Here is a 19,118-nt window from a genome sequence, read left to right on the forward strand (position 1 = left end):
CGTTCTAACTTTTGAAAACTGGTATATGGTAAAAGATATTCAACCCTTAAATGAAAAAGAAACCCGGGCAGGATTTGGAGAAGGCATCCTGGAAGTAGCCCGTAAGAACCCCAATGTGGTAGCGCTTACGGCCGACCTGCTGGGTTCCATGAAGCTGAATGCCTTTATTAAAGAGTTTCCGGAACGTTTTGTACAGTGTGGTATTGCCGAAGCTAATATGATAGGCATTGCCGCCGGTATGACCATTGGCGGTAAAATACCGTATACCACTACCTTTGCTAACTTTTCAACCGGCCGTGTATACGACCAGATCCGCCAGTCAGTAGCCTACTCCGGCAAGAACGTAAAGATCTGTGCATCCCACGCTGGCCTTACCCTGGGTGAAGACGGGGCTACCCACCAGATCCTGGAAGATATTGGTTTAATGCGCATGCTGCCCGGTATGACCGTGATAGTACCCTGCGATTTTAACCAGACCAAGGCAGCCACCATTGCCATTGCAGATTATGAAGGCCCGGTGTACCTGCGTTTTGGCCGTCCCAAATGGCCCAACTTTACAGCGGAAAATCAAAAATTTGAGATCGGTAAAGCCCAGGTGCTGAATGAAGGCAATGATATTACCCTGTTTGCCTGCGGCCACCTGGTGTGGATAGCCGTGGAAGCTGGTAAGATCCTGGAAGAAAAAGGCTACAGCGTTGAGATCATTAACATACATACCATTAAGCCGCTGGATGAGGAAGCCGTACTGCGCTCCCTGACCAAAACCCGCTGCGCAGTTACTGCTGAAGAGCATAACGTGCTGGGCGGCCTTGGCGACGGCATTGCACAGGTAGCGGCCCGCCATCTGCCCGTGCCCATTGAATATGTAGGTACCAACGATACCTTTGGCGAAAGCGGTAAACCCCTGGACCTGCTGAAAAAGTACGGTCTGGATGCCAACCACATTGTGGCTGCTGCAGAAAAAGCAATTAGCCGGAAGACTAAATAATGTGCCGCTGTGCACAGCTGCATATTTACATATCAGATTAAACTTTTGCATAAAAAATCCATCTCATAGATGGATTTTTTATTTAATTTCATTCCATTACTAAACTTTATAGAACAAGCGTGAGCAATATCGTGTGTAAATGTAGGGTGTGCAGTGTATGCATGCATGCGCCGGTTTACACATCAGCACCTCCCATTTAACCTAACATGGCCGTTACACAGGATGATAAAGCACTTTTAGCGTTATACCGGCAGCCGGAAACCCGGGAAAAAGGTTTTACGGATATTATCCGTAAGTACCAGGAACGGTTGTACTGGCACATCCGCAGGTTGGTAGTAGATCATGAGGATGCCAATGATGTATTGCAGAACGTGTTCATTAAGGTTTGGAAAAACCTGGAAGGGTTCCGGGAAGATGCACAGCTTTTTACCTGGTTATATAAGATAGCCACCAATGAAAGCCTTACTTTCCTGGAACAGCAGAAAAGAAAATCATCGGTATCTTTATCCGACGTAGAAACTGGCCTGAGTAATAAGCTGCGTGCCGACAGTCAGTTTGATGCTAATAAGCTGGAGTGGAAGCTACAACGCGCTATATTAAGCCTGCCGGAAAAACAACGGGTAGTATTTAACCTCCGGTATTATGATGAAATGCCTTATGAAGAAATGAGCCGGGTATTGGAAACATCCGAAGGCGCGCTAAAGGCCTCTTATCATCATGCTGTGAAAAAGATCGAGGAATTTATTAAGAACGGATAAAGATCAGAATAACCAGGCGTAAGCCCTTATCAACCAGACATTAAAGATTATAACGCACGGACCCATTAAACTATTGTCTTTGCTCATTGTCTAACCAAGTATTATGAATAAAAAGGGAAAAGATATTGCGGATGAACTGGAGGAGATCGTTCCCGGTCTGAACTTGCCTGCTGATGCGCCTTTTATGGCGCCGGAAGGTTATTTTAATGCCCTGCCGAAGCAGATCATGCAACGCGTACGGGCGGCAAATACAGACCCGGAGCCGGTGCAGGAAGAGCTGGCCGCCCTGTCGTCCCTGCTGGCTGCCGCACCCCGGCCACAGCCCCAAAGTGTACCAACCGGTTACTTTGAGGAGCTGCCTGAGCGGGTAATGGCAGCCATTACTGCTGAAGAGCAGGCCATACCAGCCAAAGTGGTGCCCTTACGCAATACCCGCAGGCTTTATATGGCCTGGATAGCTGCGGCGGCTGTTGCAGCCATTTTAACGGGTGTTTTATTCATGTTCAAAGGTACCTCTCACAATGCCAGCAGCCTGGAAGCCCAGCTGGCCGGCATTCCCGACCAGGAAATAGTAGATTACCTGCAAACACATACGGATGCTTTTGATAAGGAGGCTATATTTTCAAACGTATCCACCGAGGAGGTAGCCGATGAGCTGCCCAGCATGTCAACCGACCTTAGTAACCTGCCCTCTGAAGCCATTCAAAAGTACCTGGAGAGCTCTGGCTGGCAAAACTAAGGTGCAAACATTAGCGAATTAATTCATGAAACATTTTAACATACTAGGATTTTTAATGGCTGTGATGTGTTGCCTGGTTATCCGGGCCAGCGCACAGCAACCGGAACCCGGCGATAACGCCACCCTGAAAGACAAGATCAGGGCGGCGGAGATCGGCTATCTTTCCAAACAGCTGGAGCTTACCCCGGCCGAAGCTGAAAAATTCTGGCCTATCTATAATAACTATACACACGAAGTAGAATTGCTGATAGCCGAACGCCGGCGTAATAAGCAGCAGGACCGCAGCAATGACGATGCCGCCCGCCAGGCCCTGGACAAGGAAATGGATATTGAACAACGCATGGTGAATGTGCGTACCCGTTATAAACAGGAATTCCTGAAAGCATTGCCGCCCCGCAAAGCCAGCTCTGTGTTCAAAGCAGAGCGGGAGTTCCGTACGCAGCTGTTCCGCCAGTTAAAAGAGCGGGGAGCGGATAGGAATTTGCGGAGGGTAAGGCCGTAATTAATGTGCAAATTATAAATATGCAGATGTGCAAATGATTAATGCGGATAATTGCATTTCATTTGCACATTTTCATTTCTGTACATGGCTACATCTGATAAGGAAGCCCGTTAATGAATTTACAGCACATATTCTTACCTTATAACTTTGTAATTTTACGTGATGGCACGTATAATTCCTTTATCGGAAGGCTCTTTCACGGTAGATGCTACTAAGAAGTTCATTCCCTTTGATGCAGGCAAAGACACCATGCAGCAACGTAATCACGGCTCACTGCTGGTAGAGATCCAACCTTTCCTCGTAATTACTGACCGCGACTATATTTTACTGGATACCGGCCTGGGGTTCCGCAATACAGATGGGGTGCTGCAGCTGCACCAGCATTTAATTGACCATGGCGTAAATCCTATGGAGATCACCAAAGTGCTCATGAGCCATTTACATAAAGACCATTCCGGCGGCGTATCTACCCTGGACCCGGTTACGCACCAACGCAGCTTAACCTTTCCGCAGGCTACCTATTATGTAAATAAGCAGGAAATGGCCTATGCCATTGAGCAGGATGGCAAAAGCTATCACGCAGAAGACGTAACCCTGCTGCAGCAGCGTGATAATGTAGTGTTTATTGATGGCAATGGCACCATAGATGATTATATTCATTATGAGCTCACCGGCGGGCACTGCCCATACCATCAGGTATTTTTAATTGATGATGGGGAAGATAAAGTATTCTTTGGCGGGGATGTAGCGCCGCAGATCTCCCAAATGAAAAGCCGCTTTATTGCTAAGTATGATTATGATGGCAAACGCAGTATGGAGCTGCGCCAGCAGTTCCTGGAACGCGGCACCGCCGAAGGCTGGACCTTCCTGTATTATCATGATACGAAAATGCCGTTTGGGAAGTTTTAGCCACCTACCGCAGCACCATCTGCCGGTCCGCATCCAAACGCAGCATAATAAATATCATCATGGTAAAGGTCATCAGCGAGGAGCCGCCGTAACTCACCAATGGTAGTGGAATACCAATTACCGGCGCCAAACCAATGGTCATGGCTATATTAATAGCCAGGTGAAAGAAAACAACGCTGGCTACCCCATACGCATATACGCGGCTGAAGGTCGATCGCTGTCGTTCTGCTATGAAAATGATCCGCAGCAGCAGGGCTACAAAAATGCCCAGGAATATCATGCTGCCAAAAAAGCCAAAGTCTTCCCCTATGGTACAGAAAATGAAGTCAGTACTTTGTTCCGGTACAAAGTCAAAACGGGTCTGCGTGCCTTTCAGGTAACCTTTGCCAAAGAACCCGCCGGAGCCGATGGCAATCATACTTTGGCGGGTGTTATAGGTAGCCTTGGGATCATTTTCCTTACCCAGCATTACTTCAATACGGCGTACCTGATAATCTTTCAGCACCTTGGTGAATGCAAAGGGTACTATAAACATCACAAACAAAGAGCAGAAAGCCCAGATGCCCAGGATCAGCGCCAGGCGGCCCCGGCTGCGTTTGATCTCACGCCGGTTAAAATAGATCACCAGCGCGGTGATCACGGAGAAAATAATAAAGAGGATATTCTTGTCTACCAGCAGGGCGCTCAGCACCAGTATGATCCCGGAGAAGGCGATCACCAGCAAAGCGCCGGGCAGCCCTTCCCTGTACATGACCAGGAAAAAAGAGAAATACACCAGCGCCAAACCTGTTTCATCCTGGAAAATGATGATAACAGCCGGTATCAGCGCAAAGGAGGCCGCTATCAGGCGGGAGCGCAGCTTATTAAAATCCGTTTCCAGCGAGGAAAGGTATTTAGCCAGCGCCAGGTTGGTGCACAGCTTCGTAAACTCTGCCGGCTGAAAGCGGAAGCCGCCGATCACCAGCCAGGAGTGCGAGCCCTTTACATCCGTACCTATGGCCAGTACCAGCAAGAGTAACAGCAGGCCAAAGGCATATAATATATTGGCCGTGGCCGTGAAGAACTTACTATCCGTTAACCATATAATAGTAGCCAGCACCAATGAAACGCCAAACCATAACAGCTGGCGCGCATAGTTGGTGTTTTGATGCATCACGTTATACCATACATTATCCCCTTCCCGGTATTCCGCAGCAAATATGGACATCAGTCCTATTAATACCAGCGCCAGGTACAATCCCATAATGGGCCAGTCAATCCCTTGTGTAAGCTTTATCTGCCGGTCGCGCATAGAAAGAATCTGATCGTTCAGCCTTTTCAGCAAAGGCTGCTATGATATAATTAAAAAACTGAATGCTAAATTAGAGATTTCAAATGAAACTTCGTGTGTTATTTAAAGTGATGGAATTCCGGCTTCTACGTTCCGGTCAACGATCATTCCCATTCTCATATCATAGATCCGGTCGGCAACCCCAAAATAACGGTCATCATGGGAGATAACAATCACCGCTTTATGCTGTTTTTTTAGCTCCTGCAGCAGGGTGGTATAAAAAAAGTGCCTGAATTCAATGTCCTGGTCAGAAGCCCATTCGTCAAAAAAGCAGAAGGGTTTATCTTCCAGGTAACTTACCAGCAATGCCATTCTCTTCCGTTGCCCGCTGGAAAGGCTCAGGGTATTAAACCTGCCATCTTTGATCTCCAGCTTATCATCCAGCCGGAGCTGCCGCAGCTTATCCTCTAAAACAGGTATCTTCTTTTCATAATCAATGCCATAAAGCTTGCTAAATAAGTGATAATCGCTGAATATAGCGGTAAACTGCTGGGCAAGTGTAAAAGCATCGACCGGCTCATTATTCAAGGTAATGTTACCTTTCTGCGGACTATAAAGCCCGGTCACCACTTTTGCCAGGGTGGATTTTCCACTTCCGTTACCCCCGGTTATGAAAACGATCTCCCCGGTACGGAATGTGCAGGATATAGGGCCTATCTGGAAACCTTCCTCTTTATCATCAGCATAACTAAACCTGATATCTTTATAGTGTAAGGTAGCCCCGGCCGCCCTGCTTCCGGGTGCAGGCAATTCCTGTTTTAAACCCGGGGTATCTTCCAGGCCAAAATGCTTACGGAACTGTAAAATGTGGTTCCAGGAAACCTTAATGCGGGTTAAATTAGGTACGGCATTCAGTACAATATTGACCGGCCCGTTCATATACAGGAATATGAAAACATAGGATCGTAACTCATCCTTCTGCAGGTCTACGAAAATAACCGGGAACAGGAAGATAACAATACAGAAGATAAAGGAAAACGACAGCTCCCCTATTACGAAAGCATTGGCAAACTGCAATTGGGCAGTGATATTCCTGGACCGGTGCTGATCATTCCCGTCTGTAAAGTCCTTCTCAATTTGCGCCCTTTTCAATACATTCATTTTCAGCTCCTTGAATCCTTTCCACATGTCATCTACATATTGCATTACTCTGCGCTGTATGTCCAGTGACTGCCGCATGATCTTATTGGCCGACTGGCTAACGGTATAGTATAAGGTACATACCACCAGGATCGCAATCCCGGACATACATAATCCCCAGATATTCACCATTCCCAGATAAATAAAACAACATATCAGGGTAACTATGCCGGTTGCCATTTGCACCATTACAGCGGGAAACTGGCTCACTTCATTGATATCGTTATTCATTACCAGGAAAAAGTGTTCCCTGGATATTTTCTCAAATGTAGAGAACGGTACGTCCAGCAGCTTATTCACAATTCCTTTTTTCATTGAGAACAGCCTGGCATTGGTGAGGGCGATCATCTGTTCACTTAATAATCTACGGGTATATAAATAAGTGAACAATCCAAAGATAAAATAAGACAATAGTCCTAAAATAGAAGTACTATGCTCATTCAGCGAAGCATTGATGGAATAAATGATAACAGCATTACCAATACCGCTTAGCAGCGCCAGGATAACAAGGCTGTAGTAAGCCGGAGCGCCTGTTTTAGGAAAAAGATTGTTGATAAGGAAGTAAGTAAAGAATAACAGGAAGGAGCCGTACAATGCTTTTATGGCAATGGAAAAACTGTCCGGGGCCCATACGGTAAAAAAATCCCAGGTTAGGCCGCTGTATAATATGGCCGGTACCAGGTACAGGCAATAAGCCAGCCCCGCCATAAAGATCAGCGGCCCACCAAACTTTATGTCCTGCAGCAGCTTCCTGGAGCCATGTGCCGCCCTTTCTCCTGCCCGCATTTCCCGGATCAGCTGTAACAGGAAGAGCAAAGTAGCGCCGCTGAAAACAATGGACAGAAGTAATAATAAACCTGCCATTGTATTAACACCTTTGTAAATGTCTTTCTCCGCATGCCTGACCTCTCTGCCTGCTAAAATATCATAGATGCCTTCTGCTATATGTTGTGTAACCGTGGTATTCAGATTGGCCAGGATCAGGATGCCCGTTTGCCGGCTGCTGTCAAGCACAATAGAAGAAGAGTAATTGGGGTTATTCCCATTATGCATGATGAGCTTCCGCTTTCCGTTATATACCAGCCATCCGCCGGCATAAAAGGTGTTCCCTGCATTTCCCCGGCTGGTATAATCCGGCACATGCGAGCGTTCTATGAGGGGCGACAGTATATTGTTCTGCAAAAGAGATAGTTGAAAACGCATCCATTTCACCATATCTACACTGTTGGAAAGAATATACCCTGCGGGCGTATTACCCCGGAATGCAGGCGCATTGTAGGGCTTCACCTGCAGGAAATAATACTTATATCCACGTGCGATCTTCTCTTTTGCATCCTCTCTGAACAGCACTGTATGGGCAAGGCCCAGCGGTTGTAAGATCTGTGCTGATATAAACTGTTCGTATGGCTGACCGGCTACCTGCTGAATAATTAAGCCCAGTATATCATAGTTAATGGTTGCATACAGGTATTGCTCACCAGGGTAAGCTACCAGCTGTGTTCCGGACAGGCGTTTTATGGTATTCTCCAGCTCATCCGCGCCGGTTCCGCTTTTAAACAGCTTAATGCTGTTAAATGGTATCCCGCTTGTATGGTACAGCAGGTTGCGCAGTTTTATTTCCGGGTATACTTCCTTATGAGCATCATCCGTAAAAGGCAGCTTTAACCAGGGCAGGTATTTGGTAACCGGGTCGTTCAGCGAGAGTGAACCGCGTTTTTCAAGATACAGGATACCCAGCGCAGTAAATGCTTTACTGTTGGAGCCGATCTCGAACAAGGTATTCGGGGTTACCGGCTCCCGGTCCTCTGCATTGGCATAACCATATCCCTTGCTGAGCAGCAGCTGTTTATCCCTGATCACGGTAACGGCCACCCCGGGAATGCCGGCAGCATTCATTTGCTGTTGCACAAACTGATCGATCTTTGCCAGCAAAGCATCTTCCGGGGGGTGTGCCTTTACTGCAAATGAAGTGATGAATAATAATAAAAGCAGGAAACAGCCTGCTTTTATTGCAGCGCTGTTATTGTGTTTCACAAAGATCATTATTTCTACTTGTTAATATTTGATGCTAATCAAACAATGAATCCAGCTCAGATTGCGATAATGAAACCATGGAAAAATCTGAGGGCGATAATTCTTTTGCATCGCTTTTTTCCCTGAGCAGATCCGATATTTCCTGCAGCTGAAGTTTAAATTCCGTTATAAGGCCGGTCACGATGCCGGCAGATGTTCGTACGCTGTTGTAAACCACCTGCAGCTGCAGCGCTCCATTCAGCATGTACATATTCAGCTCCAATAAGCAATTCAATCCGTTTTCCGGGGAAACATCCGGGCCAGTTGAAGCCTGGCTGATACAAAAGTGCTCATTATCGATATTGTTAAAATCGCCCAGGTAATTAAATCTCACCCATTCATTAACCGGTAGCACTTTTAATACATCCCGCAGGATGGCAAAGCGCGGCGTTTTAAACTCAGGGTTCCGCAGCTGGTCTTTGACGGATCTTATTTTATCATTCAGGTTACCGGCGGGTATTACAAACGGGCGGATCATAAATTGTGTAAACCATCCAATGGTCCCGTAAACATCCATGCCGGAAGAGAATAAAATATCTCTTCCATGCCCTTCCACTTCCATAACAATTCTATTTACACCTGTGATCCGTTCCAGTACCAGCGCAAGATTGATCAGTAACAATTCACCTGCTGAGATACTATATGTTTTATTTGCAGCATCCAGCACAGGGGTTACTTCCGCTGCGCTTATAAGATCTTTTATTGTATCCTTACCTGTTTGCTGCCGGCCGGTATTAAAGAAATGATCCCGCAGCTCCCCGCCATCCAACCGGAGCGCTTCTTTCCAACGAGTTATTTCATCCGCTTCAGGTACATGGTAATATTCTTTTGGGAATTGTAAAGCCCAATCCTGGTAGGAATGGGAAAAAACAGGCAGCGTATGGCTGGCATTTTTCATGAGGGTCAGCAGATCCTGCAATAATATTCTCATGGATACACCATCCATCACCAGGTGATGAGCCGTTATAAACAACTGTTGTTTACCCTTTCCGGTATGCAACAGCGCCGCCTGCAATAAAAGGGAGGTTGTTATATCAAAAGAAGCCTTCATTTTAATGCCCAGCTCTTCTACCTGTTTTTCCCGGTCTGCCTCAGGCAGTATTGAAAGATCATATTCTCTTGTATCGAACCGTACACCGCTGCATCCATTGTTGTAAAACAATTTCCCTGCCTGCTTATCATAGTTTACGCGAAATATATCATGATGCTGAACAAGTCGGGTAAATATATCATCCAACACTTCCTTTGAAAAAGGAGCTGTTAAATCCAGCAATACCGACTGTGTATAATAGCCCGGCTCCGGCAGCTGCTGGTTAAAAAACCAGGCTGTTGCCGGTGTAGCTTCTATGTAACCGGATGCGCTTGTTTTTTCTCCCTGCGGATGCTTTCTGATGATCTTACTCAGGAACTTTCCTACCACCGGCTCCATCAGCAGATCCTGCACATTGATCTGAAGGTCCCTTTCCGCCAGTTTTGAAGAAAACTGTATGGCCTTGATAGAATCTCCTCCAATAAAATAAAAATTATCATCCAGGTTGATCTGCGGCACAGCTAATACCTGCTGTAACAAGGTTATCATTTCCTGCTCAAAACCGGTAGCGGCAGCTCTTGCGACCGTTTTTCCGGTCCTGTCAGCGGCAGTAAGCATGTGTTGTACCTGCTCTTTATCCACTTTCCCGTTTATATTCAGGGGTATCTTATCCGGAAATATAAAGAACGGCGGGATCATATATTCCGGCAAATAGTTCCTTAGATGGGTTTTCATTTTCGCTTCCGTAACATCCGCTACCGGCACCACACATGCGGCCAGGGTTTTATCAGCTCCTTCTGTTACAATGACCACTGCTTCCTTTACTGCAGCATGCATGGAAATTACCTTTTCTATTTCCTGCAATTCTATCCGGAAACCGCGGATCTTTACCTGCTTGTCTTTACGCCCTTCATATAACACACGGTCTTTATCAATAAACAAAGCATAATCGCCGGTTTTATACATGCGGCGGCCCTGATTCCGTATATCTGGCAGGAAGCTGCTGCGGGTAGCTTCCTCATTCTTAAAATAACCCTGCGCCACACTGTTGCCGGCAATATATATTTCACCGGCATGCAGGAGCGGCAGCTGCTGCAGATCCGCATTCAATATATATATACCTGTGTTGGCAGCCGGCCTGCCAACAGGTACGGAAAGCAGCTCATGGTCCGTTGCTGAATAGCGGTATATCATACACCCCACCGTTGCTTCTGTAGGCCCGTATTCATTGTAGATCGCCATCTCCTTATCAAAAGAGCGGTATACCTGCTGTGCCAGGAGGGTGCTAAAAGCATCTCCGCCCACGATCAATGTTCTTACTATGCTGCCCCGGTTATCCGCATCTTTAATAAGTGAAAGGTGGCCAGGCGTAAGTTTAATAACCGTTACTTTGCCTTCATCTATTATATCGCGTATAATATTTCCGGATACAGATGCAGGGCATACTCTTATCTGCGCTCCTTTTACCAGCGGTACAAACAGGGAAGTAATAGTAAGGTCAAATCCTATAGAGGAGTAGAATGCAAATACATCTGTTTCATCTTTAAGATAAACGGCCGCTGCCCAGTTAATATAGTTCGCCAGATTAGCATGCGTGATCACTACTCCCTTGGGCACTCCGGTGGAGCCGGAAGTGTACATGATATAGGCTATGTCTTCCGGATCCACAGCGGGAAAAACTTCAGCCAAAGCAGGTACGGTTTCCGGAATATCCTGTATAGCGATCACATTATACCGTTCCTCTGTAAAGGTATTTTGGGTGTTACTGATAATAACTCCGGGTTCGGTTTGCCCGATAATATACCTGCGCCTTTCAGGCGCCAGCTGGTGATCTATAGGCACAAAACAGGCGCCGGCCTTTAAAACAGCCCATATAATAACTACATAATCAATGTTCCTTTCAGATACCACACAAACCTTGCTTCCCTTGCCGATGCCCTGGCTGAGCAGATAAGCTGCCAAATGATCCACTTTCCGGTTCAGCTCAGCATAGGTTAAACTTCCCGGCTGATCACTGATGGCAATCCTGTGCGGGTACAGCGCTACCTGCTCATCAAATGAACGCAGCACCGTTTTACCCGGAAGCGTATCCGTATTATTATAATCGTCCAGCAACATCCTGGTTGCAGCGTCATCCAGTAATGATATATGACGTAATTCCAGGCTTTCCTGCCGGAGCACCTGCTCTGTTATATTATCCAGGCACTCTTTCAGGATGGCTATCTTTTCCCGGCTATAGCTTTTATCTATAAAGTCGAACTGCAGCTGCACCGTATCATCGTCCAGCCATTCTTTTATAACCAGCTGCAGCGGGTAGTACTGGTAGCCATTGTATAATTCATCATTCTCCACCGGCATATTGTCCAGCAAGGTAGCATGACGGGTATTATAATAATTTACACAAACATTGAACAGGTTATTGTATCCCAGCTTACTCAATCCCAGCTCATTAACAAGCTCATTGTAAGGGTAACGCTGATGCGCATAACAGGCACGCAGCTCCCGGTGCACCGCTGCCAGGAAGGCTGAAAAGGAGAGCTCCGGGGATAAATGGAACAGGAAGGGCATTGTACTGGTAAACATTCCAATGGTACGTTTACCGGCCTTTGATAAACGATTTGCAACGGGTACGCCTATAGTAATTTCTGCAGCATTGGTTGTTTTATATAAATAAAGCAACATCAGGGCAGTATAGAATGTATTCAGGGAAACCTTTTTATCCTGCAGGTAAACTCTCAACTGCGTTACCTTCCCTGCTTCCAGCAGGTAGGTAATGCGCTTGCCTGCATGAACACCATTGATATTACTCATGAAGGTTTCAGGAAGATGCCTGAACTTACTGTGCCAAAATACCTTATCTTTTTCCAGCTCCGGAGATTGCCTGTAAGCCGCTTCTTCATCAAGATATGCAAGATAGTCCGGCCGTGTTTCGTGTACCGGCATTGCATTGCCTTTGATGATCTCATAATGCCGGTACACCTGGTCTGTCATTAGTGAGACAGACCATCCGTCCATAATAATATGATGCACCTTTATCAGCCAGCCATATTCCTGATCTGTTAACTTATAAAAAGCAAAATGGTATAACGGTGCATCCGATAGCTCAAAAGGGCTGCTAAATGTTTTATTGATCCAGGTATTGAGCTCATTTTCCCGTTTGCTAAAATCGAAAAGCTCAATACTAAACGGGGCAAATGCTGCTACATACTGCTCCATATTATGCGCTGCGATCCGGATACGCATGGCATTGTTGTGCCGCACGCATTCGTTAATGGCTTGTTGAAGCAAAGCGCAATCAACGCTGCCTTTAAACCTGACAATCCCTCCAAGACAAAAAGCTGCAGTACCCGGTTGCGTTTTTTCAACATACCAGATCCTTTTCTGAGGATTGGTTAATGGGTATATAACGGGAGAAATATTCTCTGACATGTATAGATCACTTACTGTTAAATTTAAAAATAAAGGCTTTCAACATCCTGGTCATCTCCGGCTTCGCCATCATGTATTATACTGGGGGCCGACAGTTTTCCGGCCAGCCCGCGAATGGTAGGTGAGCTGAAGATGTCCCTTACTTCAAGCTTTATATCAAATGCCTTATGGATTGTGGCCACTACCCTTGTTGCCAGCAGGCTATGCCCGCCAATGCTGAAAAAGTTATCATAAACACCCACCCGTTCCAGTTTTAACAGGGATTTCCATATACCTGCCAGCTTTTCTTCTACTTCATTTTCCGGCGCAACGAATGCCTGTTTTACCAGGTGGTGTAATCCGGGTTTGGGTAATAATTTCCTGTTCACCTTTCCGTTATTCGTCAGTGGTATTTCATCCAGCTCTATGATCACAGCTGGTATCATATAATCCGGCAATCTTTCTTTCAGATAAGGCATCAGCTCCTTCTCCTTATCATAACCCGGCAACGGCACAACATAACCTATCAGGCGTTTATAACCCTGTTCATCCTCATCGGCAATAACTACTGACTTGGTAACTGCAGGAGATTGCTGCAGCACTTTCTCTACCTCTCCCAATTCTACCCTGTTGCCGCGGATCTTCACCTGGTCATCTATACGCCCTAAAAATTCAAGGTTGCCATCCGGTAACCAGCGGGCTTTATCTCCTGTTCTATACATGTGTGCATGGGCATTATTACTGAAAGGGTCGGAAAGGAAGCGGGCTGCTGTCAGATCAGGCTGATTCAGGTAACCAACGCCTACCTGCACGCCGCCGATATACAATTCACCGGGAGTGCCTGCCCCGCTCAGCTCCAGGTTAGCATCCAATACATATAAAGTTGTATTACTTACAGGAATACCAATTGGCGCAAGCGGGCGAAGGGTATAGTCACTATCCTGCACCTGGTACCAGGTTACCACATGGGTTTCAGAGGGGCCGTAATAGTTCAGTAAAGTACAACCGGTTTTTTGTACAAATAACCGGATATCCTCACTCAGCTTAAGCTGCTCACCTGCCGTAAATATCTCTGTCAGGCTGCCGGGATAGATCCCTGTTTCAGCTGCATGTTCCGCCAGGTTTTTCAGCACCACATAGGGGATGAACAACTGGGTAACTCCCTGCAGGCTAATATCCTGCAACAGCTCCTGCATATCTTTCCTGCGGTATTCTTCGATCAGGTGTACAGCGCCTCCAAAACACAGCGCAAAGAATATTTCCTGGAAGCTGGCATCAAAGTTAAGACTGGCAAACTGCAGTATACGCCTGCCGGCGGCTGCGCTTGTCACTGTTGACTGCTGCCATAATAAAAGATTTACCAGGGAACGAACGGTGAGCTTCACGCCTTTGGGCCTCCCTGTTGATCCGGAAGTATAGATAACATATCCCAGGTTCTCAGTTGAACAGGAGAAACCAGGATTAGTTGTAGACTCTTCTGCTATCTTATCCTGGTCTGTGTCCACTTCTATAATATTGTACCCATCCAGTGATGCAAACAGCGCACTGCATTTGCTGCTGCTGAGCACCAATTTGCTGCTGGTGTCCGTAAGCATATAAAGGATGCGGTCCTTCGGATATTCAGGGTCCAGGGGCACATAAGCAGCACCACATTTATAAATAGCCAGCAGGCTAATGATCATCTCTGGCGAGCGTTCAATACATACAGGTACCAGGGCTCCTTCCTCCACACCCATTTTTCTTAAGTACCTTGCAAGCTGGCTAGCCCTGTCATTCAGCTGCCTGTAATTCAGGCGGTACTCACCAAATACAACCGCATCAGCGCCGGGCGTTCTCGCTGCCTGTGCTTCAAACAATGCCGGAACAGTAGGGTTTATTCCATAATCTACTTCCGTATTGTTATAACTTAACAGCAGGCTTTCATCTTCCTTTGTCAGCATTTGCAGCTTGCTGACCGGTGTATCTTTTTGTACAAAAACGGATGTTAACAACTGCTCATAGTAACTAAACATCCGGTTGACCGTATCTGCGGTGAAAAGATCTTTACAGTATTCTATGTTAAGATCCATTCCACCGGCTCTTTCTGTTATATGAAAATTCAGATCAAACTTAGCGGTAACATCCTCAAAGCGGAAAGAGGATACCTGCAGCTGCCCGATAGGTTCCCCTGTTTCCTTTGGCGCATTCTGTAATGTAAAAAGTACCTGAAATAAGGGGGTTCTGCTCATATCCCTTTCTACCTGCAATGCATCCACCACTTTTTCAAAGGGCGCATCCTGATGCATATATGCTTCCAGCATAGTTTGTTTTACCTGCTGCAGCAATTGGGTGAACAACGGATCATTGGTAAGATCACTGCGTACAGCAATGGTATTTACAAAAAAACCTATCAGCGGCTCCGTACTATGCTGGGTACGATTGGCAATAGGCGTTCCCACGCAAATATCCCCCTGCCCGGAATAGCGGTACAGCAGCACCTTAAACACAGAGAGTAAGGTCATGAACAAGGTTACTTCCTGTTCTCCGGAAAATTGTTTGAGCTGTTCCGTCAATGCTTTTGAAAAGGAATACTTACACGTATTTCCCCTGGTACTTTGTATAGCCGGCCTTGTAAAATCTGTGGGTAATTCCAGCGCCGGTATTGCGGCTAACTTTTGCCGCCAGTAGCGCAGCTGTTTGTCCAGCACTGCACCTGTGAGATAGTTACGCTGCCAGGCGGCATAGTCGGCATACTGGACAGTTAACGCAGGCAGATCAGCATCACGCTTATCCGCAAAAGACCTGTACAATTCCAGGAATTCGGATTCCAGTATAGACAACGACCAGCCATCTGCGGCTATATGATGTACGGTTACCACCAATATATAAGCAATGGCGGATTGTTTTAGCAGGTGTATTCTCAACATATAATCCCGGGACAGGTCAAATGGCCGGCCGGTAAGTGAGGTAATGTATGCTTTCAGGTTTTCTTTTTCTCCCTCATTCAGCTCATGCAGGGTTAAAGCCCAGTTATTTTCTGGTAATACCACCTGCAGCAGCTGGTCATCTTCTTCTCTGAATACAGTGCGAAGGGCTTCATGCCGCGTTAGTATAGTATTGAAGGCAAAGGAAATAGCAGCTTCGCTCACCGGGCCTTCCAGCTGTAACGCCGCAGATATGTGATAATGCGTACTGCCCTGCAGCTGGTCTATGAACCAAAGCCGTTCCTGTGAAAAAGATAAAGGGATACGTTCCGGACGGGCGCCTGCAATAATACCTGGCTGTAATACTTCATCTTCATTCATATGCAGCCGCATGGCCAAACTACGGACCGTGGGATGGGTAAAGAGATCCCGGATGGAGATCTCCCTGCCAAGATCGCGGCGGATCCTGGATACCACCCGTGTGGCCAGCAGGGAATGACCGCCCAGCTCAAAGAAATTATCTGTAACACCTATATGATCTTTCTTTAGTAGCTCCTGCCAGATAGCCATCAGCTGTAATTCTGTTTCCCCTTCAGGAGCAACATAAGTATGTGCAGCCCTATGATCAGTGTCCAGTACTGCCAAACGCCTGCGGTCAACCTTGCCACTGCCTGTCAGTGGCAGCTGGTCCATGCTTACAATGGCAGCAGGCACCATGTAGGATGGTACCCTTGATCTGATATAACTTTCTACTAACTCTCTTTCATACTGCTCATCCACCACCACATAGGCGGCCAGGTAACCTTCTGCCGATGAACCCCGCAGCAGCACTACTGCCTGACGGATACCACGCGCCTGTTCCAGCACCCGTTCCACCTCTCCCAGCTCTATCCTATAACCACGCAGCTTCACCTGGCTGTCCTTGCGCCCCAGGTATAACAGCTGTCCATCTGCCTGCCAGCGTACCAGGTCACCGGTACGGTATAAACGGCCTGCTCCACGGAAACGGTCTGCTATAAAGTGGGAAACACTTAATTCCGGCTGGTGCAGGTAACCTCCTGCTACCTGTACACCACCTATATATAACTCCCCTATACCGCCTAAGGGAACTAATCGTTGTGCAGCATCCAATACATATAATTGTGTATTAGCCACCGGACGGCCTATCGGCACTATTGAAGCATCCTCTCCTTCAGCATCCCAGTAGCTTACCTCAATGGTAGCTTCTGTTGGTCCATATAAGTTATGCAGCTTTGCTGCCGGCAGCTGCCGGTGTAAGGCCCGCACCTGTGTGGCTCCTAATGCTTCCCCGCTGCAGAATACATGCTGCACGCCTGCACAATCACCTGCTCCCAGCTCCTGTAAAAATACTTCCAGCATAGAGGGAACAAAGTGTAAGACTGTAACGCTTTCTTCAGCGATCAGCTGCTTCAGGTAAGCTGGATCCTTATGACCTCCCACACGGGCAAACAATAAGCGGGCACCACTGATCAGCGGCCAAAATAATTCCCATACCGATACATCAAAACAGAAGGTAGTCTTCTGTAATACGGTATCAGATACGTCCAGCCCATAACGCTGCTGTCCCCAGCATAAGCGGTTGGTTAATCCCTGGTGGCCTACCATCACACCTTTGGGACGGCCCGTAGTGCCTGATGTGTAGATCACATAACACAGATCCTGCACACTGGGCCTTATCTCTATATTGTCTGTTGAGTGTTCCTGTATTAATCCGCTGTCCAGTGATACTAAAGCAACTTCACGCAATGATGATAAACCTGCCTGGCTATCCTTATTTACCAGCAGCAGTGCTGCACCAATATCAGATAGTATATAACGAATGCGTTCCAATGGATATTCCGGATCTATAGGTACATAAGCCCCGCCTGATTTTAAGATCCCTAACAAGCCGATGATCATTTCCAGGCTGCGATCCAGACAGACCGGCACCAGCGAACCCTGGCTTATACCCTGACTGCGCAGGTAGTTGGCTACCTGGTTAGAGGCTGCATCCAGCTCCCGGTAACTCAGCGATTGCGATTCAAAAGTAACAGCTGTATTATCTGGCGTACGGGCCACTTGCAATGCAAACAGGTCTACTACTGTTTGATCTGCCGGGTAAACCGTATCTGTAGCATTAAAAGTGTTTAAGAGCAGCTCTTCTTCTTCGGCGCTGAATAGCTGCAATGATCCGATGGTTGCTGTAGGATCATTTACTACGGAGCTTAACAGCTGCTCATAGTGTGTACACAGCCGCTGAATGGTGGCTGGTGCAAAAAGATCAGTGTTATAAGTAACATTTAATTGAAGACCCTCCATTGACTCACGTAAGGAAAAGGAAAGATCAAACTGGGTACTGTTATTTTCCACTGCCACTGACTGCAGCGATAAGCCTGCGCCCAATATGTGTTCCGCAATGCCTACGGATTCATTGTTCTGTAAAATGAACATCACCTGGAACAATGGATGGCGGCACAGATCACGATCCCTCACCACGGCTTCCACTACTTTCTCAAAAGGCGCCGACTGGTGCTCATAAGCTGCCAGGGTGATCTGGCGTAACTGCCGCAGGTAATCACGGTAACTCATTTCACCATGCACCTCACTGCGCAGCACCAGCGTATTTACAAAAAAGCCGATCAGTCCTTCCACTTCCGCCTGCTGGCGGTTGGCTACGGGGCTGCCTATACTTATATCCTCCTGACCACTGTAACGGTACAGCAGCACCTTAAACACTGATAACAGCGTCATAAACATGGTTACGCCTTCCTGGCGGCTCTGCTGCTGTAAAGACAATTGAAGCGCTAACGGCATGTTGTAATGCAACGTTGCACCACGGCCGCTCTGCTGCGCCGGACGTACATGATCTGTAGGCAGCTCCAGCGCCTCAGCGCCGCTTAATTGCTGCTGCCAGTAAGATAACTGCGCCGATAACAGCTCTCCTGAGATATAGCGGCGTTGCCATATTGCATAATCTGCATATTGAACCGGCAGCATGGGCAAATTAGCTGCGCTGCCTTGTTCGTAACTATGATAGTAAGCAACAAACTCCCGTAACAGCACCGGCATAGACCAGCCATCTGCTGCAATATGATGCAACACCAGCACCAGCAGGTGATCGCCTCCTGACTCCCGGATCAGGTGCGCTCTTAACATATGATCCTGCTTCAGATCAAATGGCTCCCGGATGATCTCCTGTACCAGTTCTGCTATACCTCGTATATTCTCATTGTGGTAAACCAGCTCCCATTGATCTTCCGGCAATACTTCCTGCCAGCGCTGATCATGCTCACTTTTCAATACACTGCGCAGCACCTCATGACGGTTGATCACCTGTT

At 47.1% G+C, this 19,118-nt stretch carries 9 protein-coding genes; 5 read left to right on the top strand and 4 right to left on the bottom strand.

Annotation, left to right across the window (positions count from 1 at the left end):
* Positions 1 to 25: 25 nt before the first annotated feature.
* From KVT36_RS15470 to KVT36_RS15490, 5 genes are all read left to right on the top strand, one after another.
* The gene (locus KVT36_RS15470) at positions 26 to 988 is read left to right on the top strand and encodes a transketolase family protein (protein WP_217604378.1); all 963 of its coding nucleotides are present in this window, start codon (positions 26 to 28) and stop codon (positions 986 to 988) included.
* Between the two features lie 206 nt (positions 989 to 1,194).
* A complete protein-coding gene (locus tag KVT36_RS15475; protein WP_089906457.1) occupies positions 1,195 to 1,746 on the top strand; it encodes an RNA polymerase sigma factor in 552 nt (183 codons plus the stop codon).
* A 103-nt stretch (positions 1,747 to 1,849) separates the two neighbouring features.
* Entirely contained in the window at positions 1,850 to 2,485 is a 636-nt protein-coding gene (locus KVT36_RS15480; protein WP_217604379.1) for a hypothetical protein, read from the top strand.
* Positions 2,486 to 2,510: 25 nt separating this feature from the next.
* Entirely contained in the window at positions 2,511 to 2,987 is a 477-nt protein-coding gene (locus KVT36_RS15485) for a hypothetical protein (protein WP_217604380.1), read from the top strand.
* A gap of 162 nt (positions 2,988 to 3,149) precedes the next feature.
* The gene (locus tag KVT36_RS15490; RefSeq protein WP_254640021.1) at positions 3,150 to 3,896 is read left to right on the top strand and encodes an MBL fold metallo-hydrolase; all 747 of its coding nucleotides are present in this window, start codon (positions 3,150 to 3,152) and stop codon (positions 3,894 to 3,896) included.
* Between the two features lie 4 nt (positions 3,897 to 3,900).
* Here the strand turns inward: KVT36_RS15490 and rodA are convergent, their stop codons facing one another.
* From rodA to KVT36_RS15510, 4 genes are all read right to left on the bottom strand, one after another.
* On the bottom strand, positions 3,901 to 5,220 hold the full coding sequence (rodA, locus tag KVT36_RS15495; protein ID WP_254640022.1) for a rod shape-determining protein RodA: 1,320 nt from the start codon (positions 5,218 to 5,220) through the stop codon (positions 3,901 to 3,903).
* Between the two features lie 69 nt (positions 5,221 to 5,289).
* Positions 5,290 to 8,409 (bottom strand): cyclic peptide export ABC transporter, encoded by a 3,120-nt coding sequence (locus KVT36_RS15500; protein WP_217604381.1) that lies wholly within the window; start codon positions 8,407 to 8,409, stop codon positions 5,290 to 5,292.
* Between the two features lie 25 nt (positions 8,410 to 8,434).
* Complete coding sequence (locus KVT36_RS15505) at positions 8,435 to 12,898, bottom strand: non-ribosomal peptide synthetase (protein ID WP_217604382.1); 4,464 nt, start codon at positions 12,896 to 12,898, stop codon at positions 8,435 to 8,437.
* Positions 12,899 to 12,921: 23 nt separating this feature from the next.
* Positions 12,922 to 19,113 carry an amino acid adenylation domain-containing protein gene (locus tag KVT36_RS15510; RefSeq protein ID WP_368670027.1) on the bottom strand — a complete coding sequence of 2,064 codons (6,192 nt, stop codon included), beginning with the start codon at positions 19,111 to 19,113 and terminating at the stop codon, positions 12,922 to 12,924.
* Positions 19,114 to 19,118 lie beyond the last annotated feature (5 nt).

The sequence above is a fragment of the Chitinophaga sp. GbtcB8 genome (assembly GCF_019091455.1).
Taxonomy (GTDB): domain Bacteria; phylum Bacteroidota; class Bacteroidia; order Chitinophagales; family Chitinophagaceae; genus Chitinophaga.